The 22,830-nt window shown below is 71.2% G+C and carries 16 protein-coding genes and 1 pseudogene; 13 read left to right on the plus strand and 4 right to left on the minus strand.

Annotated features, from left to right (window positions below):
• The 4 genes and pseudogenes from ACWCQ6_RS25740 to ACWCQ6_RS25755 all read left to right on the plus strand — a co-directional run.
• Positions 1-96 (plus strand): annotated as a pseudogene (locus ACWCQ6_RS25740) (class I tRNA ligase family protein); the annotation flags it as partial.
• A gap of 35 nt (positions 97-131) precedes the next feature.
• Positions 132-992: an SUKH-4 family immunity protein gene (locus ACWCQ6_RS25745; RefSeq protein ID WP_451092965.1), complete on the plus strand. Its 861-nt coding sequence runs from the start codon at positions 132-134 to the stop codon at positions 990-992.
• 205 nt (positions 993-1,197) lie between these two features.
• On the plus strand, positions 1,198-2,091 hold the full coding sequence (locus tag ACWCQ6_RS25750) for a cellulose-binding protein (protein ID WP_451092967.1): 894 nt from the start codon (positions 1,198-1,200) through the stop codon (positions 2,089-2,091).
• Positions 2,092-2,202: 111 nt separating this feature from the next.
• Positions 2,203-4,113, plus strand: coding sequence for a protein kinase domain-containing protein (locus tag ACWCQ6_RS25755; protein ID WP_451092969.1), 1,911 nt, complete (start codon positions 2,203-2,205; stop codon positions 4,111-4,113).
• 58 nt (positions 4,114-4,171) lie between these two features.
• Here the strand turns inward: ACWCQ6_RS25755 and ACWCQ6_RS25760 are convergent, their stop codons facing one another.
• Both ACWCQ6_RS25760 and ACWCQ6_RS25765 read right to left on the minus strand, forming a co-directional pair.
• Positions 4,172-5,791 carry a sodium/solute symporter gene (locus tag ACWCQ6_RS25760; RefSeq protein ID WP_451092971.1) on the minus strand — a complete coding sequence of 540 codons (1,620 nt, stop codon included), beginning with the start codon at positions 5,789-5,791 and terminating at the stop codon, positions 4,172-4,174.
• Positions 5,788-6,192 (minus strand): DUF485 domain-containing protein, encoded by a 405-nt coding sequence (locus ACWCQ6_RS25765; RefSeq protein WP_451092973.1) that lies wholly within the window; start codon positions 6,190-6,192, stop codon positions 5,788-5,790. The genes ACWCQ6_RS25760 and ACWCQ6_RS25765 overlap by 4 nt, the downstream gene beginning before the upstream one ends.
• A gap of 534 nt (positions 6,193-6,726) precedes the next feature.
• Here ACWCQ6_RS25765 and ACWCQ6_RS25770 point away from each other — a divergent pair.
• The 3 genes from ACWCQ6_RS25770 to mfd all read left to right on the plus strand — a co-directional run bounded on the left by ACWCQ6_RS25770 (position 6,727) and on the right by mfd (position 14,113).
• Positions 6,727-7,566, plus strand: coding sequence for an ABC transporter ATP-binding protein (locus tag ACWCQ6_RS25770; protein WP_451092975.1), 840 nt, complete (start codon positions 6,727-6,729; stop codon positions 7,564-7,566).
• Complete coding sequence (locus ACWCQ6_RS25775; RefSeq protein WP_451092977.1) at positions 7,563-10,148, plus strand: ABC transporter permease; 2,586 nt, start codon at positions 7,563-7,565, stop codon at positions 10,146-10,148. Before ACWCQ6_RS25770 ends, ACWCQ6_RS25775 begins: the two co-directional genes overlap by 4 nt.
• A 431-nt stretch (positions 10,149-10,579) precedes the next feature.
• Positions 10,580-14,113, plus strand: coding sequence for a transcription-repair coupling factor (mfd, locus tag ACWCQ6_RS25780; protein WP_451092979.1), 3,534 nt, complete (start codon positions 10,580-10,582; stop codon positions 14,111-14,113).
• A 55-nt stretch (positions 14,114-14,168) separates the two neighbouring features.
• Here the strand turns inward: mfd and ACWCQ6_RS25785 are convergent, their stop codons facing one another.
• Complete coding sequence (locus tag ACWCQ6_RS25785; protein WP_451092981.1) at positions 14,169-14,570, minus strand: ATP-binding protein; 402 nt, start codon at positions 14,568-14,570, stop codon at positions 14,169-14,171.
• Positions 14,571-14,718: 148 nt separating this feature from the next.
• Here ACWCQ6_RS25785 and ACWCQ6_RS25790 point away from each other — a divergent pair, with 148 nt between their 5' ends.
• The 3 genes from ACWCQ6_RS25790 to ACWCQ6_RS25800 all read left to right on the plus strand — a co-directional run bounded on the left by ACWCQ6_RS25790 (position 14,719) and on the right by ACWCQ6_RS25800 (position 17,043).
• Positions 14,719-15,261, plus strand: coding sequence for a GntR family transcriptional regulator (locus ACWCQ6_RS25790; protein WP_451092983.1), 543 nt, complete (start codon positions 14,719-14,721; stop codon positions 15,259-15,261).
• Positions 15,258-16,037, plus strand: a complete 780-nt coding sequence (locus ACWCQ6_RS25795; RefSeq protein ID WP_451092985.1) for a GntR family transcriptional regulator — start codon at positions 15,258-15,260, stop codon at positions 16,035-16,037. Before ACWCQ6_RS25790 ends, ACWCQ6_RS25795 begins: the two co-directional genes overlap by 4 nt.
• A 238-nt stretch (positions 16,038-16,275) precedes the next feature.
• Positions 16,276-17,043 carry an HNH endonuclease family protein gene (locus ACWCQ6_RS25800; protein ID WP_451092987.1) on the plus strand — a complete coding sequence of 256 codons (768 nt, stop codon included), beginning with the start codon at positions 16,276-16,278 and terminating at the stop codon, positions 17,041-17,043.
• 273 nt (positions 17,044-17,316) lie between these two features.
• Here ACWCQ6_RS25800 and ACWCQ6_RS25805 read toward each other — a convergent pair whose 3' ends face one another.
• A complete protein-coding gene (locus ACWCQ6_RS25805) occupies positions 17,317-18,147 on the minus strand; it encodes a DUF4190 domain-containing protein (RefSeq protein WP_451092989.1) in 831 nt (276 codons plus the stop codon).
• Between the two features lie 219 nt (positions 18,148-18,366).
• Here ACWCQ6_RS25805 and ACWCQ6_RS25810 point away from each other — a divergent pair, with 219 nt between their 5' ends.
• The 3 genes from ACWCQ6_RS25810 (at position 18,367) to ACWCQ6_RS25820 (ending at position 22,823) form a co-directional block, all read left to right on the plus strand.
• On the plus strand, positions 18,367-20,460 hold the full coding sequence (locus ACWCQ6_RS25810; protein WP_451092991.1) for an N-6 DNA methylase: 2,094 nt from the start codon (positions 18,367-18,369) through the stop codon (positions 20,458-20,460).
• A 120-nt stretch (positions 20,461-20,580) separates the two neighbouring features.
• Positions 20,581-21,291 (plus strand): hypothetical protein, encoded by a 711-nt coding sequence (locus ACWCQ6_RS25815; protein WP_451092993.1) that lies wholly within the window; start codon positions 20,581-20,583, stop codon positions 21,289-21,291.
• Positions 21,288-22,823, plus strand: a complete 1,536-nt coding sequence (locus ACWCQ6_RS25820; protein ID WP_451092995.1) for a protein kinase domain-containing protein — start codon at positions 21,288-21,290, stop codon at positions 22,821-22,823. The genes ACWCQ6_RS25815 and ACWCQ6_RS25820 overlap by 4 nt, the downstream gene beginning before the upstream one ends.
• Positions 22,824-22,830: the final 7 nt, after the last annotated feature.

The following is a 22,830-nucleotide window of genomic DNA, read 5'->3' on the forward strand; positions in this document are numbered from 1 at the left end:
GCCGATGTGCACCTGGTGGGCAAGGACATCCTCCGCTTCCACGCGGTGATCTGGCCCGCGATGCTGATGGCGCAGGGTCTGCCGCTGCCGGGCCGCGCTCGGCACCCGGCACCCCGCACCCCGAGTGGCAGATGCTGCACGAGCTGCGGGCGATGAACGTACCGCCGCAGCAGGTCATCGAGCTGCACACCGAGCTGGAGTCCTGCGAGCTGCCCGGTGGCTACTGCGCGCGGATGATCCGTGAGACCTGGCCGCAGGTACGCATCACCAGCGTCGCCCCGTACGGCACCGACCACGCCAGCCGTCAGCAGGGCATGCAGCATCTGCTCACCCACCAGGGCGAGCTGCACCAGGTGGCGGACGGCCCGGCCCGTCCGGCGCCGGTGCGCGCCCCGCTGCCGCAGATGCCGCCCGCGATGGCGGTGCCGCCGGAGGCCATCGCGGACGAACTGCTGCAGACCTTCGGGCCGCAGGGCATCTGCCGCTTCGACCAGCGTGCCGTCTCCCGTCAGGGTGTGCCCGAGACCGTGGCGCGCACGCTGGTGTGGGCAGGGCTGCCCGCCGATTTCGGGCCGTTCTTCTGGGCGCAGCCCGGTCAGCCGGTGGTGCCGACGCTGGCCGAGCTCGCCGCGCAGCGCCAGGTGCAGGCCGCCCCCGACGCGGGGTCGTACCTCGTCATGGGGTCCGACTTCGGGCGGGCGATCTGTGTCCAGTACGGGACCGCGAACATCGTGGCCGTGCCGGTCGAGGCAGGGCCGGGCGGTCAGTCGGTGGCGCCGCAGTTCGTGAACACCGGGCTGCCGGAGTTCCAGCGTTCGATGGCGCTGCTCGGCCGGATGTGGCGGCTGCGTTTCGGGCTCAACCCGGAGCAGGCGGGCCGCTGGACGGTCGACTTCCAGGCCCAGCTGGTGTCGCTGGACGCGGCGGCGCTGGCGTCGCCGGAGAGCTGGTGGTCCGTGCTGCTCGAACAGATGTGGGACGGGCTGATCTGACTCGGCGGGTTCTGCGTACGGTGCCCGGCTCCCGCGAGGGGGCCGGGCACCGTGCTGTGTGCCGCGTGTTGTCTGTGTTGCCCGTGTCGTCTGTGATGCCTGTCGCTTCCGACCGGAAAGCAGCTGGTCGATTCCGACTTCTGTGCCATTTGCCGCATCCTTGACCTATTGCTGATGGTCGGAGAGTCGGAAAGAGGCTTCAAGGATGAGTTCTGCACCGGTGTCCGCACATGGCTTCGTCGGCGGACGGGGACGTGGCTACCACCCGGAGCAGGTGGACCGCGCGGTGGCCGGGCTCACGGCGGAGCGGGACGCGGCGCTGGACGAGGTGTCCCGGCTGACCGCGCTGGTGGAGGAGGCGTCGGCGGAGTCGGTACGGCTGAGCGAGGTCGTCGCCACGCTCGCCCCGCAGAACTACGAGTCGCTGAGCGAGCGGGCCCAGCAGATCCGGGCGCTCGCCGAGGGCGAGGGGGAGGCCGTACGGGGCGCCGCCCAGGAGGAGGCGCAGGAGCTGTGGGACGCGGCTCAGGAGGCAGGCCGCGGGATCCGGGCTTCGGCGCGGGCGGACTCCGAGGCCATGCGGGCAGCGGCCGGGACCTACGCCGACGAGGCGCTGTCCGCGGCGAGGAGCACCGCCGACGCGACCGTCGCCGAGGCCCGCGAGGAGGCCACGGAGGTACGGGAGCGGGCGGAGTCCATGATGGTCGAGACGATCCGCCGCACCGAGAGCGTCCTCGCCCACCAGGAGCAGGAGCACGCCGAGCGGTGGCAGACGGCCGAGCGTGAGGTGGCCGATGCCGAGGCCGCCCAGTCGGCGCACCACGACGAGCTGACCGCTCAGGCCGAGGCCCGCCTGGCCGAGGCGCGGCGGGCGCTGGCGGAGACCGAGGAGGCCGCGCGGCACGGCCAGGAGGACGCCGAGGCGCGGGCCGCGGAGCTGATCGCGGAGGCCAGGGTCCGTGAGGAGCGGGTGGTCCGGGAGACGGAGCGGATCGTGCGGGAGCACGAGGAGGGCCGCGAGGAGGTGCAGGCGCACATGGCGCACGTACGCAATTCGCTCGCGGCGCTCACCGGGCGGGTGACACCGGCGGAGGACTGATCCGGCCGGCTCCTCTCCCAAGTCGCTTGTGTGGCCGAGGAATTGTCGTGCGCCCGTTCGAGGCTGGGCTAATCTGGCGCCATGCGCGGGGGAGCTGAAAAAGAGTCACCTTTGCTGGGCAGCGGAGCCAAGCCGACGGAGCCGGACGACCCCCGGCGGATCGGCGCCTTCAGACTGCTCGGGATTCTGGGTACCGGCGGGATGGGGCGGGTCTATCTCGGCGCGTCGGCGGGGCGGTACGCGGCGGTCAAGCAGGTGCTGCCGGTGCTGGCAGCGGACAAGGACTTCCTGTCCCACTTCGGGCACGAGCTCGACAATCTCGCCAAGCTGCCGTCCGGGGTCAGCGCCCGGCTGCTGGCCAGTGACCGCACGGCGCAGCCGCCGTGGTTCGCCACGGAGTACATCCCCGGCATCACCCTGAGCGACGCGCTGCGGCTGAACGAGGGCCCGCTGCCCGCGGACAGCCTGTGGCGGCTGCTGCGCGACGCGGCCGGCGGTCTGCGGGCGGTGCACGCGGCGGGGATGGTGCACCGGGACCTGAAGCCCTCCAACGTCATGCTGACGCTCGACGGTGTGACCCTGATCGACTTCGGAGTGGCCCGCGCGGCCGACCAGTCCAGGGTGACCAGGACCGGGATGGTCATCGGGACACCCGCCTACATGGCTCCCGAACAGGCCCTGGCCGAGCGGGATCTGACGGGTGCGGCGGATGTGTTCGCGCTGGCCGGCCTGCTGCTCTTCGCGGCGAACTGCCGCCCGCCGTTCGGCGACGGGTCGGGCCCGGGCCTGTTCTACCGCATCGTGCACACCGAACCCGACCTCGGGCGTCTGCCGGACCTCGATCCGGCCCTGGCCGCCCTGGTCGAGTCCTGTCTCGCCAAGAACGCCGCGGACCGGCCGACGGCCGCCGAGATCTTCGAGATCGCCGACGAACGGGTGCCCGCCGCGGTCACTGCGCCGTGGCCGCCGGCCGTGACGGACCGGATCACCGAGCGGGCGGCGTTCGCGGCGAACCCGCCGCCGCCCGAGGAGCCCGAACCGGCGGGGGCGGAGGAGTCCGCCCCCGCCGTGGTGCCTTCCCTGCCGGACGTCGGGACGACCGGCGCCGTCCCCGAGAAACCGCGCAGGCGCCGCCCGCGGGTGCTGCTCGTCGTGATCCCCGTCGTGGTGGCCACGGGCACGACGCTGACCCTGGCACTCGGGCCGTACCAGATGGGCCGGTCCGATGCGGACTCCGATGCCGCGGCGCCGTCGATCACCGTCGGGCCGTCCGGATCGGCGGCGGGTGGTGGTTCCTCGGATCCCGCGAAGTCGCCCTCCCGCTCGCCCGGTTCCAGGCCCGGATCGGGCTCCGCCTCGCCGGGCGGCTCCGCCGACAAGTCCAAGGGCGGCGAGGACGGGAAGGGTGGAGCTGGCGGAGCCGGGGGCTCCGGTTCTGCCGGCACCGACGGTGCCGGTGATGTGGGTGGAGCCGGTGACGGCGGTGGTTCCGACCCCTCGGGCGGCGGCTCGGGTTCCGGTTCGGGCTCCGCATCCGGCGGTTCCCAGACCTCGGGCGGCTCCGGTTCGAGCTCCGGTTCGAGCTCCGGCTCGGGCGGGGGACAGGTCCCGGCACCCTCGGGGCAGTACTACCTCAAGAACGCGTCCAACAAGCGGTGCCTGGGCGAGTCCGCCTCCCCGTACAGCGGCTCCATGCTCATGAACTCGGTGTGCGGCGAGCCTGCGCACAACGGGGCCACCCTCTACTACAAGTGGACGTACAAGCCCACCTCCGACGGCAGGTTCAAGCTCGTCGGCCAGGGCACCGGCAACTGCCTCAGGCTGAACGGCTACGCAGGGCTGTCGGCCGAGACCTGCAACTCCTCCGAATCCCAGATCTGGCGGATCGGGACCAAGACGTCGAGCGGTCACACCCTGGTGAACGTCGCCGAGGGCGTCTGCCTCCAGATGTTCAGCAGCATCGGCTTCCAGTCGGCGGCGTGCAACCCCTCGGAGCCGGCCCAGCTGTGGCGCAACTCCTGACCGGCGCGCAGGGGGTGGGCCCCCGCGCGCCGTAAAGGCCGCTGCCCGGCTGCCGTGTTCAGCGCCGGGGCGCCGGTTGCACACCCGCCAGGATCCGGGGCTCCTCGCTCTGGTAGAGCCGGCGTGCCGCGGGGGCGGTGTGGCGGGGGAGCACCGTTCCCAGCCAGCCCGCCAGGAATCCGGCCGGGATGGAGACGAGCCCGGTGGTGGTGTACGGGAACCAGTTGAAGTCGTGGTCGGGGAAGACCGAGGCGGGTGAGCCGGAGACCAGATTGGTGCCGGTGATCAGCGCCAGCGTGGTGAGGGTGCCGACGATGAGAGTGCAGAGCAGTCCGGTGCGGGTGAAGCGCCGCCAGAACATGCTGTAGATGAGCGCCGGGGCGAACGCGGACGCGCCGACACAGAACGAGAGCGTCGCCAGCGCCTGTACGTTCCAGTGCCTGGCGATGACGGCGAGAACGGTGGTGAGCAGTCCGACGACGATCGCCGAGATCTGTGCCGTACGCATCTCGGACAGGCCGGGCAGCGGCTTGCGGTCGGGGTCGCGCACCCCGTGCAGGCCGTGCGCGAAGAGGTCGTGGGCGAGGGAGTTGGCGCAGGACAGGATCATTCCGGCGACCGAGGCGAGCAGGGTGAGGAAGATCGCCGTCGTCATCGTCGTGATGATCAGGGCCCCCATCTGCGTACCGTTCGCGACCTCTCCGCTGATCTGGAGGATCGCGCTGTTCCCGGACGCCCCGGCGCCGGTGATGACCTCGTGGCCGACGAGGGCCCCCGCGCCGAAGCCGATCACGACGAGCAGCAGGCAGATCGCCGCGACCACGCCGACCGCCCAGGACATCGAGCGCCGGACGGCCTGCGTGGAGCGGGCGCCCGACATCCGCATGGCGACATGCGGCAGGCAGGCGGCGCCGAGCACCACGGTCAGTTCGGAGCTGACCATGTCCAGTCCGCTGCCGTCGAACTGGAGCCCCGAGCGCAGGTACTCGGCGCCCGCTCCGCTGCTCTGCCGGGCGGCCGAGAGCAGCGAGTCCGTGTTCCAGCCGAACCGGTTCATGATCAGTACGGCGATGGTGAGGGCGGCCACGAAGAGGACCACCGTCTTCACGATCTGGATCAGCGAGGTGCCCTTCATGCCGCCGATGGCCGCGTAGCCGATCATCAGGGTGCCGAGCCCGATGATGGCGCCGGTGCGGAACCCCGAGGTGTCGAAGCCGAGGATGAAGGCGAGCAGATCGCCGCTGCTGGCGAGCTGGACGATCATCATCGGGACGAGTGCGGCGAGGGTGGCCGCGCAGGCGGTGATGCGGACCGCGCGGCCGGGGGCGCGGCGCACCAGCACATCGCCCATGGTGAACCCGCCCGCGTTGCGCAGTGGTTCGGCGAGCAGGAACATCAGCAGGACGAGCGAGAGAGTGATGCTCAGGGCGAGGATCATCCCGTCGTAGCCGGTGAGGGCGATGATGCCGGTGGTGCCGAGCACCGTGGCCGCGGAGAGGTAGTCGCCCGCGAGGGCGAGGCCGTTCTGCATGGGCGAGAGCGTGCGGGAGCCGGTGTAGAACTCGTCGAGGTCGTCGCGGTCCGGGCCGGTCATCACACAGAGCAGCAGTGCAACGGTGCCCACGGCGAGGAAGACCACCAGGGACATCGACTGGGCGGAGTTGTTGAATCCGTTCACCGGGCCGCTCCCGCTCTTCGGATCCGGGCGGCGAGCGGGTCGACCGTGCGCCGCGCGGTCCGCTCGTACACGACGATCGCGACCAGGGTCACGGGGAGCTGGCAGAGCCCCAGCACCAGGCCGATGTTGAGACCGCCGAACAGTTCGGTGTCCAGCAGTTCCTTGGCGAATCCGGAGAGCAGCAGGAAGACCACGAAGTAGCCGAGCGCGGTCAGTGCCGCGACGCGCCGCAGCAGCCGGTACGCGGTGCGCAGCCGGCGCAGATCGCTGTGGCGGCCGGGGGCGGGTGCGGGGGCGCCGGCCGGGTCCGGCGGCGGGTCGGGCGATGTCCGTTCCGAGCTCTGCCAGGGGAGCAGATAGTCGGGGTGGTGAAGGGACGGGGGCGTGTTTCCGTGCGACATCGGGGTGCTGCTCCTTGCGTGGCTCGGGTCCTGGTCTGGACGGCAAGGCAGGAGTGCTGGTGCGGTCGGAAGCGCGAACATTACTCGTGAGTACGGCAGTTGGGGAGAGGGTGGCCTGAATTACCCACGGTAATGGCTCAGTTGCGTGAGGCCCCGTGCATGGGAGGTGGCGGCCGGGCGTGGGGTGCGCTCCGGAACGCGGCCGTGCGGCGACGGCCGCCGCACCCCTGGGTCCAGTCCCTGACAAGGTCCTCCACCCAGGGGTCGAGACCCTTAGGGGGAGCTCCTTACTTCTGGCCGGGGGTGCTTCCTCCCGGCGGAGGACGTGGCGGCGGGGGCCCGTTCCTTACCGTATTCCTACATCGCGAAAAGCGGCTGAATCCCGCTGGGGCGCGGGGGGACACAGGGGCGGGGGTGGGGGAAACCCCACCCGGAAACTGCGCCGGGCACCAGTGCGCAGGACCCGCTCCCGACATCAGACTTCTGTGCGTACGCCAGCACATTCCAAGCACTGACCGACATAGGAGATAAACCGTGACAACGGCTGTGACCATTCCCGGGCACGGGGGCGAAGGGGAAGGTGCGGTGCGTAGCGCCTCGACGAGGGGAGGCGGTCGGGCGGCGGGTGGGCGTACGGCCGTGGCTGCGCGAGCGCGGCAGGTCGTCAAGGCGTACGGGGCCGGGGAGACCCGGGTCGTCGCGCTCGACCATGTCGATGTGGACATCGCCCGCGGGCAGTTCACGGCGATCATGGGCCCGTCCGGCTCCGGCAAGTCGACCCTGATGCACTGCCTGGCCGGCCTGGACACCGTGAGCTCGGGGCAGATCTTCCTCGACGAGACCGAGATCACCGGGCTCAAGGACAAGAAGCTCACCCAGCTGCGCCGGGACCGGATCGGCTTCATCTTCCAGGCCTTCAACCTGCTCCCCACGCTCAACGCGCTGGAGAACATCACGCTGCCGATGGACATCGCGGGCCGCAGGCCCGACGCCGCCTGGCTGCGGCAGGTCGTGGAGACCGTCGGTCTCGCCGAGCGGCTGAAGCACCGGCCCACCGAGCTCTCCGGCGGCCAGCAGCAGCGCGTCGCGGTGGCACGGGCGCTCGCCGCCCGGCCCGAGATCATCTTCGGCGACGAGCCCACCGGGAACCTGGACTCGCGGGCCGGTGCCGAGGTGCTGAGCTTCCTGCGCAGGTCGGTCGACGAGCTGGGCCAGACCATCGTCATGGTCACCCACGACCCGGTCGCCGCCTCCTACGCGGACCGGGTGCTGTACCTCGCCGACGGGCGCATCGTCGACGAGATGCTGGACCCCACGGCCGACCAGGTCCTCGACCGGATGAAGGACTTCGACTCGCGCGGGCGGACGTCATGACCGTCTGGAAGACATCGAGGCGGAACTTCTTCGCCCACAAGGGACGCATGGCGCTCTCCGCCGTCGCGGTCCTGCTGTCGGTGGCGTTCGTGTGCGGCACGCTCGTCTTCACCGACACCATGAACACCACGTTCGACAAGCTCTTCGCCGCGACCGCCGCCGATGTCACGGTCGTCCCGAAGGCGCCCGAGAAGGACGACCGGCTCCCGGGCAACGGCAAGCCCGTCACGGTCCCCGCGTCCGCCGTCGGGCAGGCCGCGGAGGCCACCGGCGCGAAGGCGGCCGAGGGCGTCGTCTCCAGTGCGTCCGTCACCGTCGTCGACCGCCATGACAAGAACATGGGCTCGACCTCGGGCGGCCCGACGATCGCGGGCAACTGGACCAGGAACGCGCTGCGTTCGATGGAGATCTCCTCCGGCCACGCACCGCGCGGCCCGACCGAGGTCATGGTCGACGCCGACACCGTCGAGAAGCACCACCTGAAGCTCGGCGACGAACTGCGCACCATCACCGCCAACGGCGACATCTTGGCGCGGATCAGCGGCATCGCCACCTTCAAGGTCACCAACCCCGGCGCCGCCGTCGTCTACTTCGACACCGACACCGCGCAGACCAAGCTGCTCGGCGGGCCCGATGCCTTCAGCGCGATCTCCGTCACCGCCGAAGCGGGCGTGTCCGACGAGCAGTTGAAGAAGAACGTTGCCACGGCACTGGGCGACACCTCCGCGTACGAGCTCCGGACGCAGGAGGAGTCGGCGGCGTCCAGCAAGGACTCGATGGGCTCCTTCCTCGACGTCATGAAGTACGCGATGCTCGGCTTCGCCGGGATCGCCCTCCTCGTCGGCATCTTCCTGATCGTCAACACCTTCTCGATGCTGGTCGCCCAGCGCACCCGTGAGATCGGCCTGATGCGGGCCATCGGCTCCAGCCGCAAGCAGGTCAATCGGTCCGTGCTGATCGAGGCGCTGTTCCTCGGCGTCGTCGGCTCGCTCCTCGGCGTGGGCGCGGGCGTCGGTCTCGCCGTCGGCCTGATGAAGCTCATGGGCGCCATGGGCATGGAGCTCTCCACCGAGGACCTCACCGTCGCCTGGACGACCCCCGTGGTCGGCCTCGTGCTCGGCATCGTCGTCACCGTCGTCGCCGCGTACTTCCCGGCCCGCCGGGCCGGAAAGGTCTCCCCGATGGCCGCCCTGCGCGAGTCCGGCACCCCGGCGGACGGCCGCGCGGGCCGGGTCCGGGCCGCGCTCGGCCTGGTCCTCACACTGGCCGGCGGCGCCGCGCTGCTCGCCGCGACCAGGGCCGACAAGGCGAGCGAGGGCTCGCCCCTCCTCGGCGCGGGCGTGCTTTTCACCCTGATCGGCTTCATCGTGATCGGCCCGCTGCTGGCCGGCTTCGTGGTCCGGGTGCTGAGCGCGGTCATGCTGCGGATGTTCGGCCCCGTGGGACGGCTCGCCGAACGCAATGCGCTGCGCAACCCGCGCCGCACCGGAGCGACCGGCGCCGCGCTCATGGTCGGCCTCGCCCTGGTCGCCTGCCTCTCGGTCGTCGGCTCCTCCATGGTCGCCTCGGCCGAAGAGGAACTCGACAAGTCCGTCGGCGCGGACTTCATCGTCCAGCCGGCCGGCGGCGACGGCGCGCCCATCGTCGACCAGGCGGCGAAGGCCCTGAAGACCGTGCCGGACATCGAGCACCTCACCGAGTACAAGGTCGTGGGTGCTCGCCTGACCGCCCCCGACGGCACCACCGAGAACGAGGGCCTGGTCGCCGCCGACCCCTCGTACAAGGACGACGTCCGCCGTGAGACGGTCTCCGGCGAGCTGGCCGCCGCGTACGGCAAGGACGCCATGTCGGTCGGCGAGACGTACGCCACCAAGCACCACGTCAAGGTCGGTGACCGGATCACCGTCGCCTTCAAGGGTGGCGAGACCGCGAAGCTGAAGGTCGCCGCGATCACCTCGGACGACGTGAACATCGACAAGGGCGCGATGTACGTCGACATCACGACCGCCGCTCGGTACATCCCCGCCGACGCCCTGCCGCAGAACATGATCATGTTCGCGAAGGCCGCGGACGGCAAGGAGAAGGAGGCGTACGCCGCCCTCAAGAGAGCCCTGGCCAAGTACCCGCAGTACGAGGTGAAGAACCAGGCCGACTTCAAGGAGCAGCTCCAGGACCAGATCGGCCAGCTCCTGAACATCGTCTACGGCCTGCTGGCACTCGCGATCATCGTCGCCGTCCTCGGCGTGGTGAACACCCTGGCCCTGTCGGTGGTCGAGCGGACCCGCGAGATCGGCCTGATGCGCGCCATCGGCCTCTCCCGCCGCCAGCTGCGCCGGATGATCCGCCTGGAGTCGGTGGTCATCGCGGTCTTCGGGGCCCTGCTCGGCCTCGGCCTGGGCATGGGCTGGGGCACCGCGGCCCAGAAGCTGCTGGCCCTGGAGGGGCTCGGCGTCCTGGAGATCCCGTGGCCGACGATCCTCACGGTGTTCGTCGCCTCGGCCTTCGTGGGCCTGTTCGCCGCACTGGTCCCGGCGTTCCGGGCGGGCAGGATGAACGTCCTGAGCGCGATCGCCACGGATTAGGGTCTTCGACGGCCGACGTTAGGATGACCTGATCCGGCCCCGGGGTGTGCCTCCAAACACCCCGGGGCCGGATTCGTGCGTCCGGGACGCCCCCGGGACACCCCGCCGGGCCGGAACGCGGACGCGGCTGTCGCACCGGAGTCGTACGCTGGGAACCCCCCGGTACGCCTGGGGGTGGCTTCTGGATCATGCCGGGCTCGCGAGGGCCGGCATATCTGCGGCGTTGTCGTCGGACGCCTGCGCTGCGCGTGGGCTCCCTCGTCCGCCCTGCAGCTGCACGCACCGGCCCGCGCTCCCTGATCCGGCCTGACCCAGAAGCCACCCCGGTACGTGTCGGGCGCTTCGCGTTGCCCTTCGCGTCGCATTTTGTGTTGCCCCTGGCAGCAGCCGGCTGCCGGACCTCGCCCTCGTTACCCGGACGGAAGCCCTTCATGAGCCTGCACGGTCTGCTGGATGTCGTCGTACGTGACCCGGCACTCTCCGAAGCGGTGAAGGCCGCCGGCGACGGCCACCGGATGCACGTCGACCTGGTCGGCCCGCCCGCCGCCCGTCCCTTCGCCGTTGCCGCGCTGGCCCGCGAGACCGGGCGGACCGTGCTCGCCGTCACCGCGACCGGCCGGGAGGCCGAGGACCTGGCGGCCGCGCTGCGCACCCTGCTGCCGCCGGACACGATCGCCGAGTTCCCGTCCTGGGAGACCCTGCCCCACGAGCGGCTCTCGCCCCGTTCGGACACCGTGGGCCGCCGCCTCGCCGTGCTGCGGCGCCTGGCGCACCCGAGCGCGGACGACCCGGAGATCGGCCCGGTCTCCGTCGTCGTCGCGCCGATCCGCTCCGTGCTCCAGCCGCAGGTCAAGGGGCTCGGCGACCTGGAACCCGTAGCGCTGCGCATCGGACAGAGCGCCGATCTCGGCAAGACCGTCGACGCGCTCGCGGCGGCCGCGTACGCCCGGGTCGAGCTGGTGGAGAAGCGTGGCGAGTTCGCCGTGCGCGGCGGCATCCTGGACGTCTTCCCGCCGACCGAGGAGCACCCCCTTCGGGTGGAATTCTGGGGCGACGACGTCGAGGAGATCCGCTACTTCAAGATTGCCGACCAGCGGTCGCTGGAGATCGCCGAGCACGGGCTGTGGGCGCCGCCCTGCCGCGAGCTGCTGCTCACCGACGAGGTGCGGGAGCGGGCCGCCGCCCTCGCCGAACAGCACCCGGAGCTGGGCGAGCTGCTCGGCAAGATCGCCGAGGGGATCGCGGTGGAGGGCATGGAATCCCTCGCCCCGGTCCTCGTCGACGACATGGAGCTGCTGCTCGACGTGCTGCCGAAGGGCTCGATGGCGCTGGTCTGCGACCCGGAGCGGGTCCGCACCAGGGCCGCCGACCTGGTCGCCACCAGCCAGGAGTTCCTCCAGGCCTCCTGGGCGGCCACCGCGGGCGGAGGCGAGGCCCCGATCGATGTCGGCGCGGCCTCGCTGTGGGGCATCGCGGACATCCGGGACCGGGCCCGCGAGCTGGAGATGATGTGGTGGTCGGTCTCCCCGTTCGCCGCCGAGGACGCCGACCAGGACGAGGACACACTGGGGCTCGGCATGCACGCCCCGGAGGCGTACCGCGGCGACACCGCCCGCGCGTTCGCCGACACCAAGGGCCGGCTCGCCGACGGCTGGCGCACGGTGTACGTCACCGAGGGCCAGGGCCTGGCCGCCCGCACCGTCGAGGTGCTGAGCGGCGAGGGCATCGCCGCCCGCCTCGACCCGGACCTGGCGGAGATCTCCCCGTCCGTCGTCCACGTCTCCTGCGGAGCGATCGACCACGGCTTCGTCGACCCGGCGCTGAAGCTCGCCGTGCTCACCGAGACGGACCTCACCGGCCAGCGCACCGCCACCAAGGACCTGGGCCGGATGCCGGCCCGCCGCCGCAAGACGATCGACCCGCTGACGCTGGAGACCGGCGACTACATCGTCCACGAACAGCACGGTGTGGGCCGCTACATCGAGATGGTGCAGCGCACCGTGCAGGGCGCCACCCGCGAGTACCTCCTCGTCGAGTACGCCCCCGCCAAGCGCGGCCAGCCCGGCGACCGCCTCTACATCCCGACCGACCAGCTGGAACAAGTCACCAAGTACGTCGGCGGCGAGGCGCCCACCCTGCACCGGCTCGGCGGCGCCGACTGGACGAAGACCAAGGCGCGCGCCAAGAAGGCCGTCAAGGAGATCGCCGCCGACCTGATCAAGCTCTACTCGGCCCGGATGGCGGCCCCCGGCCACACCTTCGGCCCCGACACCCCCTGGCAGCGCGAGCTGGAGGACGCCTTCCCGTACGCGGAGACGCCCGACCAGCTCTCCACCATCGCCGAGGTCAAGGAGGACATGGAGAAGTCCGTCCCGATGGACCGGCTGATCTGCGGCGACGTCGGCTACGGCAAGACGGAGATCGCGGTCCGGGCGGCTTTCAAGGCGGTCCAGGACGGCAAGCAGGTCGCCGTGCTCGTCCCCACCACCCTCCTGGTCCAGCAGCACTACGGCACGTTCACCGAGCGCTACTCCCAATTCCCGGTCAGCGTGAGGGCGTTGAGCCGCTTCCAGTCCGAGGCCGAGTCCAAGTCGACGCTCGAAGGGCTCCGCGAGGGCTCCGTCGACCTGGTCATCGGCACCCACCGCCTCTTCTCCTCCGAGACGAGGTTCAAGGACCTGGGCCTGGTCATCGTCGACGAGGAACAGCGCTTCGGCGTCGAGCACAAGGAGCAGCTGAAGAAGCTCCGCGCCAACGTGGACGTCCTCACCATGTCCGCGACGCCGATCCCCCGTACGCTCGAAATGGCCGTGACCGGCATCCGTGAGATGTCGACGATCACCACGCCCCCCGAGGAGCGCCACCCGGTCCTCACCTTCGTCGGCCCGTACGAGGAGAAGCAGATCGGAGCGGCCATCCGCCGCGAACTGCTCCGCGAGGGCCAGGCGTTCTACATCCACAACCGCGTCGAGTCGATCGACCGCGCCGCCGCCCGCCTTCGCGAGATCGTTCCGGAGGCCCGTATCGCGACGGCCCACGGCCAGATGTCCGAACAGGCCCTGGAACAGGTGGTGGTGGACTTCTGGGAGAAGAAGTTCGACGTCCTGGTCTCCACGACGATCGTCGAGTCCGGCATCGACATCTCCAACGCCAACACCCTGATCGTGGAGCGCGGCGACAACTTCGGCCTCTCCCAGCTCCACCAGCTGCGCGGCCGCGTCGGCCGGGGCCGCGAGCGCGGCTACGCGTACTTCCTCTACCCCCCGGAGAAGCCGCTCACCGAGACGGCCCACGAGCGCCTGGCCACGATCGCCCAGCACACCGAGATGGGCGCGGGCATGTACGTGGCGATGAAGGACCTGGAGATCCGCGGCGCCGGCAACCTCCTGGGCGGCGAGCAGTCCGGCCACATCGCGGGCGTCGGATTCGACCTGTACGTACGCATGGTGGGCGAGGCGGTCGCCGACTACCGGGCCTCCCTCGAAGGCGGCGTGGAGGAGGAACCGCCCCTGGAGGTCAAGATCGAGCTCCCCGTCGACGCCCACGTCCCCCACGACTACGCCCCCGGCGAGCGGCTGCGCCTCCAGGCGTACCGCGCCATCGCGTCCGCCAGTACGGAGGACGACATCAAGGCCGTCCGCGAGGAACTCACCGACCGCTACGGCAAGCTCCCCGAACCGGTCGAGAACCTCCTCCTGGTCGCCGGCCTGCGCATGCTGGCCCGCGCCTGCGGCGTCGGTGAGATCGTCCTCCAGGGCCCGAACATCCGGTTCGCCCCGGTGGAACTGCGCGAATCGCAGGAGCTCCGCCTGGGGCGCCTCTACCCGAGAACGGTCATCAAGCCCGCCGTCCACCAGATCCTGGTCCCCCGCCCCACCACCGCCAAGGTGGGCGGCAAGCCGGTCGTGGGGCGCGAACTGCTGGCGTGGACAGGGGAGTTCCTCACGACGATCCTGGGGTCGTGACCCCGGAACGCCTCGTGTCCCCGGCCCCGTCGCGCGTGCGGCGGGGCCGGGTTCCTCACGGCGTGAGGGTGGCGACGGGCGTCTTGAAGACGAGCCACACGGTCTTGCCGACGACGTGATCGTCGACTCCGAAGCCGTCGGCGAGCTCGTTCACGAGCTGTAACCCGCGCCCCGAGCACGCGCCGTGGTCGGGACGCCGGACCACCGGCTGTCCGGGCCCGCTGTCACGGACTTCCAGGCGCACCAGTTCCTCCCCTTGGTGAAGGCCGACGCAGAACTCGCGCCCCGGCGGTACGCCGTGCAGCAACGCGTTGGTGGCGAGTTCCGAGACGCACAGCTTTATGTCCTCGATCAGAGGCTGCAGCTCCCACTCGACGAGGACGCCGGTGACGAAGTCGCGTGAGGCCCCAACTGACGTGCGTCTGCGGGGGAAGCGTCGCTGTTCCGACAGGTACACGGTGATTCACCGCCTTGCTCACGGGCTGTAACGTGACGGTGACTGTACTGCTATTCGCGAAAAGCGGCAAAGTTTGGTGGGGGTGAGTGCGGCTCGCCTACGGTGTGATGCGACAGACCGGCACACGGGTGGCGAGGGGAGAGGCGGTATGGGCAGCGGTGAATGGGTGGGCACCTCGGTGCCGTACCTCGCGAGGTCTGGCGGTACCGGCGGCGACGCGTGGGCGGCGGAGGCTGCGGCGGAAGGCCGCCGGGGAAGCCAGCGGATCGTCCGGGCGGGCGAGATGGAGCCGCCGGAATCGGTCGCGGAGCTGCTGGGGACTCCGGTCGGGCAGTGCGTCATCGCCCGGCGCAGGATCATGTACCTCGATGGCGAACCCTGCGAGTTGACGGACACGTACTACCCGCTGGACATCGCGTCCGGCACCGGACTCGCAGGGACCGCCAAGATCCGTGGCGGGGCGATCCGGCTGCTGGCGGACCTGGGGCATGTCGGTGTTCGCGTGCGCGAGGACGTGACCGCGCGGTCGGCGACCGATCACGAGTGTGAGCAACTGCGGCTGACGGCCGGTGAACCCGTGCTGCAACTGACCCGGCTCACCCTCGACGGGGCGGACCGGCCCATTCAGGTCGATGTGATGGCGATGCCGCCACGACGTCAGAAACTGCGATACGAGATCAGGATCGGATGACCGTGCCCAGACCCGAAGCGGAAGCCGCCGACCGTCGTTCACTGCACGAACGGATCGCCGCCGATCTCAGAGACCAGATCATGGGCGGGGATCTCGCGCCCGGGGCGGCTCTGCCATCCACGGCGCACCTCAAGGCACGCTTCAGTGCCTCGAACGCGACGGTGCAGAAGGCGCTGCAACTGCTCAAGGAAGAACAGTTGGTGATCGGCAGGGCGGGCGCCGCCGTGACGGTCCGCGAACACCGGCAGCGAACCGTCCGTCCGGCCTCGTGCATGGCTCCGGCGGGTCCGGGCGAGCCCTACCGCTGGCTGACCGAGATCGCCAAGGGTGGATCACGGACGCACAGCACACTCCTTGAGGTCGCAGAGAGCCGACCGCCCGCGGACGTCGCCGAGGTTCTCGGGCTCCCGGAGGGCGGCACCGCGTTCCTGCGGCGGCAACTTCTCGCGATCGACGACGAGCCCGCCGAACTCGTCGCCTCGTACTACCCGCTGGAGATCACCCGGGGCACGGCGATGGAGGCACGCCGGAAGATCCCCGGTGGCACGCCGGCACTCCTTGCCGAACTGGGCTACCCGCCATGCCTCAGTGTGGACCGGGTCTCTGCCCGGATCCCCACGCAGGAGCAGTACCAGGCCCTGCGGTTGCCCGGTGACCTTCCCGTGCTCCGCACCCTGCGTGTCGTCTACAGCAACAACGGTCGGCCCATCGAGGCGACCGTCATGGTCAAAGCAGGGCATCTGTACGAGCTGCAGTACGAGTTCACGGCCGAGTGAGCACCGCAGGAGGAAGCGCTGGAGCCATCAACCCGCAGCCTCCCGGGCCACCCGTTCGAGCCGGGGACCGGAATCGTGCATTTAGATAACTTACACGCATGTGCGTTGAGTGGTCCGGCGGCCCGGTCGGTGTGATTCACGCCGCAATCCCCCAGGCCATCGGCATGTGCATGCCCGCGTGGAGAGGGAATCCGTAGGATGCCCAGGTTCGGCTTTCTCCCCGTCAGGACGGCTTCGCGTGATAGCTCCCCGTGTGCACCAAGTGGCCCTGCCCGCCCTCAGTGTGGCGGCGGTGCTGGCCCTGGCCGGCTGCGACCCCGAGTCCTCGTCCTCGTCCCCCGAGGGGGATCGCGGCGGACAGGCCGTCACCGGGTTCGGGGCCAGCCCGCTCGACAACGCCGACGGTACGAAGCCGGGGCTCGCGCCGCTCACGTCCGAGGCGGACCGGGCTGCGGGGCGGAAGGTCATCGAGAAGGTGGCGACGAAGGGGCGCGGGCCGAAGACGGGCTACGCGCGCGACAAGTTCGGCTACGCGTGGAAGGACTCGGTCGACGGGATACCGCTCGCGAGGAACGGCTGCGACACCCGTAACGACCTCCTCGCCAGGGACGGCAAGGACGTGAAGTTCCGGTCCGGTTCGGACTGTGTGGTCGTGTCGATGACCCTCAAGGACCCGTATACCGGCTCCACCATCGACTGGCGCAAGCAGCAGGCCACCAAGGTGCAGATCGACCACGTCATGCCGCTCTCGTACGACTGGCAGATGGGCGCCTCGCGCTGGAACGAGGCCAAGCGGCAGCAGATCGCCAACGACCCGCTCAATCTCATCCCGGTGGACGGGCCGGCCAACAACGCCAAGCGCGATTCGGGGCCGGCTTCCTGGCTGCCGCCGTACAAGCCGGTCCGCTGCTCGTACGCGGTGCGGTTCGCGCAGGTGTCCCTGAAGTACGAGCTGCCGGTCACCGCCGCCGACAAGAAGGCGATGCTGGAGCAGTGCGGCGGGTGACCGGAAAGTCCGGGGTGCACGAAAGCCCGCCCCGGGGTGGGGCGGGTTCTGTGGCCCGGGGCGCTCAGGGGTTCAGGATGTCGGCTTGTTCGCCCTGAACGGCTTGTTGAATGCGGAGAATTCGACGGTCATGGGGGCGGTGCGGTCGGTGTCGTGTCCCGGTGCGCCGTGCGGGTGGGACGGGGCCAGGCTCAGCCTCAGCAGGGGCTGCCGAGGCGCGGGCGAGAAGGCGCATGGTGGGCGGCTCCGGTCCGTCGGCCCGAGGGGCGAGAGTCAGAGCTTCAGGTCCCACTGAGAGGCGTCGTACGTAAAGCCGGGGTTGACCTCGACCGTCAGGTTCTTGGTGTCCGTCGGGGCGTCGAAGGCGAACTGGACCGTGACCTTCTTGCCCGGCAGGACCGTGCCGCTGAAGCCCGCGCCGACCTTGTCGTCGAAGATCTGCTCGGCGTCCACACCGTCCTGGCCGGCCCGCGCCGCGACGCTGACGAGCGAGGAGTCGAACTTCTCCTTGCCCGCGTTCTCGATCACGACGTCGACCCGGTAGGCCTTGTTGCCCTTGGTGTGCCCGGCGGCGTAGGCGTCCGGGGTGTACGAGGCGGCGTCGCCGACCGTGACCGTCAGATCGTCGTCGTACACGGCCGAGTCGCCGGCCTCCAGCGCCTCGCCGGTGCCCTTCTTGTCCGCGCCGCCCTTGGCGGAGTCCCCGCCGGGCTTCGGCTTCGCGGAGGCCGTGGTGTCCGACACTGCCTTGTTGAGGTCGTTCACGGCGTCGTCCACGGCCTTGAACGTGATCACCGCACCCACCACTGCGAGGATCAGCGAGACCAGGCCGAGCACGGCGCCGAAGGTGGTCACCCCCTTGTTGGTGGCCTCGCCGCGCTTTGCGCGGCCCCGGCCGGCCAGGCCCAGGACCAGGGCGATGAGGCCGAGGATGCCCGCCATCCAGAACAGGAACGGGATCAGTCCGGACACGGCGCCGATGACACCCAGGACGAGGGCGGCGATGCCCAGTCCGTTGCGCGCCGGGCGCACGCCCGGCATCTGGGCGGGGGTGTACGGCTGCTGGGGCTGCGGGGACTGCGGCGGCTGCGTGAACTGGGACATGGCTGTGCCCTCCGGCAAAAGCAGAGATGAGTGGTGAGCGGATCGATGTATCGCCTTCGTGCAGCGACGAGTCAATAAGAGCAGAGCGTGTGAACCGAGTCAACAGGCATCATGGTGGAGGGGGTGATGCACGCTGTGAATCGATGTCGTGCGAACCGGGTCGGTATGCTCGCCGACAAGCCAGTACCGGGACGAGCGCCAGGACCAGGGAGACAGTCAGTGCCGGAGAACTCGACAGAGGTGACCGCGGCCGGGATCGCACGGCTGGCGGGGGTGGGGCGTGCCGCGGTCAGCAACTGGCGCCGCCGCCACGCCGACTTCCCCAAACCCGTCGGCGGCACCGAGACGAGCCCGTCCTTCGCCCTGTCCGAGGTCGAGCAGTGGCTCCGCGACCAGGGGAAACTCGCCGAGGTCCCGCTGCGCGAGCGGGTCTGGCAGCAGCTCGCCGGCCACCCCGCCGGCGCGGTCCCCGCCCTGGTCCACACGGGCTGCGCCCTGCTGCTCCTGCGGACTGCCCCCAATACCTGGCCGGAGATCACTGCCGTGTCGGACGAAGGGATGGCCAAAGTGCTCTCCCTCGCCGTCGACAAGGTGCTCACCACCCGCTTCGGACCGGCGGCGGAAGCCGGGCGGGCCGTACACGCCCCGAGCCCCGCCGAACTGCTCCCGTCCGTTCCGCTGCTCCGCGCCGCCGCCGAACTCGCCGCCGGGACCGGGATCCAGGAGACCTTCGAGTTCCTGCTCGGCCGTCAACTGGACGCCAACCCACGCCAGTACACCCTCACCCCGCCCGGACTCGCCGAACTGATGGCCGCCCTCGTGCAGACGGGGGAGCGGCCCGCCCGCACGGTCCTCGACCCGGCCGCGGGCACCGGCGCCCTGCTGCGCGCCGTCGGCCGCCCGGCCGCCCTGTACGCCCAGGAGAGCGACCCCGACCTCGCCGCGCTCACCGCGCTGCGACTCGCCCTGCACACCGACACCGGCTGCGCCCTGGCGGCACGGACCGCCGACACCCTGCGCGCCGACGCCTTTGCGCAGCTCGCGGCCGACGCCGTGCTCTGCCACCCGCCGTTCAACGAACGCAACTGGGGACACGACGAGCTCGCCTACGACCCGCGCTGGGAGTACGGCTTCCCGGCCCGTACCGAGTCCGAGCTCGCCTGGGTCCAGCATGCCCTGGCCCATCTGCGCGAGGGCGGCACCGCCGTACTGCTGATGCCCCCGGCCGCCGCCTCGCGCCGCTCCGGCCGCCGGATCCGCGCCGACCTGCTGCGCCGCGGCGCCCTGCGCGCCGTCATCGCACTCCCGGCCGGCGCCGCACCCCCGTACGGCATTCCACTCCATCTCTGGGTGCTCCGCAGGCCCGGCAGCGGCCTGCATCCCTCGCCCGAACTGCTGCTCGTCGACACCGCCGAACCCGCCGAATCGCCTTCGGTGGGCCCGGCTCCGGCCGCCCCCGCCGGCGGGCGCGACCGGATCGACTGGCAGGCGGTGCACGGCGCCGTGCTCGACGCCTGGCGGTCCTTCGAGGACGCCGGCCACCCGGCCGAGCCCCGCCCCGGCGCGGGCCGCGCCGTACCCGTCATCGAACTCCTCGACGACGACGTGGACCTGGCCCCCGCCCGCCATCTGCCACCGCCGGCCGCCGCGGGCGGACCCGCCGAGCTGATCCGCGTACGGGAACGGCTCACCGAGACGCTCGGCCTCACCGGCACCCTCACCCCCTCGGCCGTGACCCCTTCCGAACCGGCCCACTGGCCCCTCACCACCGTCGGTGAACTCGCCCGCGCCGGAGCCCTCCAGCTCCGCACCGGCGGCTCCGGCACCGGCCCGGGGCCCGTCCTCACCGAACACGACGTCCTCGGCTCCACCGCCCCTTCGGGAAGCCTGCCCGTCGACGGGCCCGCCGAGGAGCCGGTACTCGTCGAACCGGGCGACGTCGTCGTGCCCGTGCTCGGCGGCGGCTCCGTCGCCCGCGTCGTCGACGACGCCACCGCGGGCGCCGCGCTGGGCCGCAACCTCCAGCTGCTGCGCCCCGATCCGGCCGCCCTCGACCCCTGGTTCCTGGCCGGCTTCCTGCGCGGCACCGCCAACAACCGCCAGGCCAGCAGCTATGCCTCCACCGCCACCCGGCTGGACGCCCGCCGCCTCCAACTGCCGCGGCTTCCGCTCGCCGAGCAGCAGCGCTACGGCCAACGGTTCCGTGCCCTGGCCGAGTTCGAGGACGCCCTGAGGCTGGCCGGCCGGCTCGGCGGGCAGCTCGTCCAGGGGATGTACGACGGGCTGACGGACGGCACGGTCGCGCCGGGGTGAGGTGAACCACAGCAGATTCGTACAACCCGGGGCCGGTTGTCGCAGTCGCCCCTTACGCTCAAGTCTGCGTGCACGGAGCGTGTGCGCGGATGTTCAACGACCAGGTCTCCAGGAGCAGCCATGTACGCCCCGGGTCATCCGCCGACGCCGCCGCGCCGGGTTCCCAGCCGGGCCTGGATCGTCTCGATGCGCGTGCTCTTCGTCCTGCTCTCGGTGGGCTCGCTCGGACTGCTGCTGTGGAGCCCGCTGCTCCGGCTCGCGATCGTGCGCCGCCGGGCGTCCGACTGGTGGCTGACCGGAGCCGGGTTCGTCTTCGTCTGTGTGCTCCTGCCGATTCTCGGCCGGGACGGCAGCGACGAGCCGACCGGCATCGACAACGTCCTCATCCCGCTGCTGCTGGTGACGATGGCGGGCTCGATCGCGTACTACCTGGTCGCGGACGTTCGCCACTACAACGGGCTCTCGAAGCAGCATCGGACGGGTGGCCAAGGGGCCCCGGTGCCGGGATACGGCCACGGATACGGCTATGGGTACGGGTACGCGCCCACGGTGCCGATGCGGATGTCCGCCCCCGGCCCCACGCCCCTGCCCGCTTCGATGCCCACTCCCGCCCCTGCGCCACCGATACAAGCGGCACAGCAGCCTCAGCCTTCCCCCGCGCCCCAGCCGAACTCTCAGTACCAGTCGCACCCTCAGTACCAGTCGCGCCCTCAGTACCAGTCGCACCCTCAGCACCAGCCGAACCCTCAGCACCAGCCCCACCGCATCGACCAGATCCGCGCCGAGCTCGACGAGCTGAGCGACTACCTCCGCAAGGAGGAGGGCCGGTGAGCGGACGACTCATCGGCGGGCGGTACCAACTGGCGACCATCCTCGGCCAGGGCGGCATGGGCCAGGTCTGGACGGCCTACGACCAGCGCCTGGACCGCCGCGTCGCGGTGAAGCTGCTCCGCCCCGACCGGGTCACCGGCCCCATCGGCAGCGAGGCCGCGGGTGAGCTGCGCCGCCGCTTCGTCCGCGAGTGCCGGGTCACCGCCCAGGTCGACCACCCCGGCCTGGTCACCGTCCATGACGCGGGCAGCGACGGCGACGACCTGTTCCTCGTCATGCAGTACGTCGAGGGCGCCGACCTCTCCGACCATCTAGCCGAGCACGACCCGTACCCCTGGCAGTGGTCCGTCGCGGTCGCCGCCCAGCTCTGCGCCGTCCTGTGCGCCGTGCACGCGGTGCCGATCGTCCATCGCGACCTCAAGCCCCGCAATGTGATGGTGCGCCCGGACGGCACCGTCACCGTCCTCGACCTGGGCGTCGCCTCCGTCCTGGACACCGACACCACCCGGCTCACCCACACCGGTTCACCGATCGGCTCCCCGGCCTACATGGCCCCCGAGCAGGCGATGGGCGGCGCCGTCGGCCCGTACACCGATCTGTACGCCCTCGGCGTGCTCCTCCACGAACTGCTCAGCGGCGAGGTGCCGTTCGCCGGGTCCACCGCTCTCGGGGTGCTGCACCGCCACCTCTACGAGCCGCCGGTCCCGGTCCGCCGGATCAGGCCCGACATCCCCGAGCCGCTCGAAGCACTGGTGCTGCGGCTGCTGGCCAAGGACCCGCAGCACCGCCCGTCCGGCGCCCAGGAGGTGTACGAACACCTCGCCCCGCTGCTCCCCTCACCGGGCACCGGGCTCTCCGTCGGACCGCTCGACCCGACCCGCCCGTTCCTGCGCCCGCACGCCCCGTGGCCCGACCGGGCCGCCGCCCCGCCCCCGCCGCAGGCCCCGCCCGCCCCCGCGGCCCGGCCCGATGTGGCCGCCGCCGTCGACGACGTCAAGAAGCTGCTCGGCGAGGGCCGGATCACCCAGGCCGTGGACATCCTCGGCTCGATCCTCCCGGTCGCCGCCGACCAGCACGGCGAGGACTCCGCCGTGGTCCGCATCCTGCGCAAGCAGTACGCGGCGACGCTGATGGACGACGGCCAGTACCGCCGCGCCCTGCCCGAACTGCGCCGCCTCGCCGACGACCGCGCGGCGGAGGCCGGTCCGGCCGACGCGCAGACGCTCCAGTTCCGCTACGACGCGGCCCAGTGCCTGGAGCAGCTCGGCGAACCGGCCGCCGCGCTCGCGGAGTACCGCGCGGTCCTCCCGTACTACGAGAACCACCGCGGCACGGGCGGCGACCCGGCCCGCTGCTTCGAGATCCGCAACCGCATCGCGCACCTGCTGCTCGCGCTGGGCGACCATGTGACGGCGCGCGTACAGCTCCAGGCACTGCTGTACGACGCCGAGCGGGCCTACGGGCCCCACCACCCCCTGCCGGTGGAGCTGCGCCGCCGGCTCGACCGCCAGGTGGAGGTGCGGGGCGGCTGAGAGGCTG

It is taken from the genome of Streptomyces sp. NPDC001880, assembly GCF_053594575.1.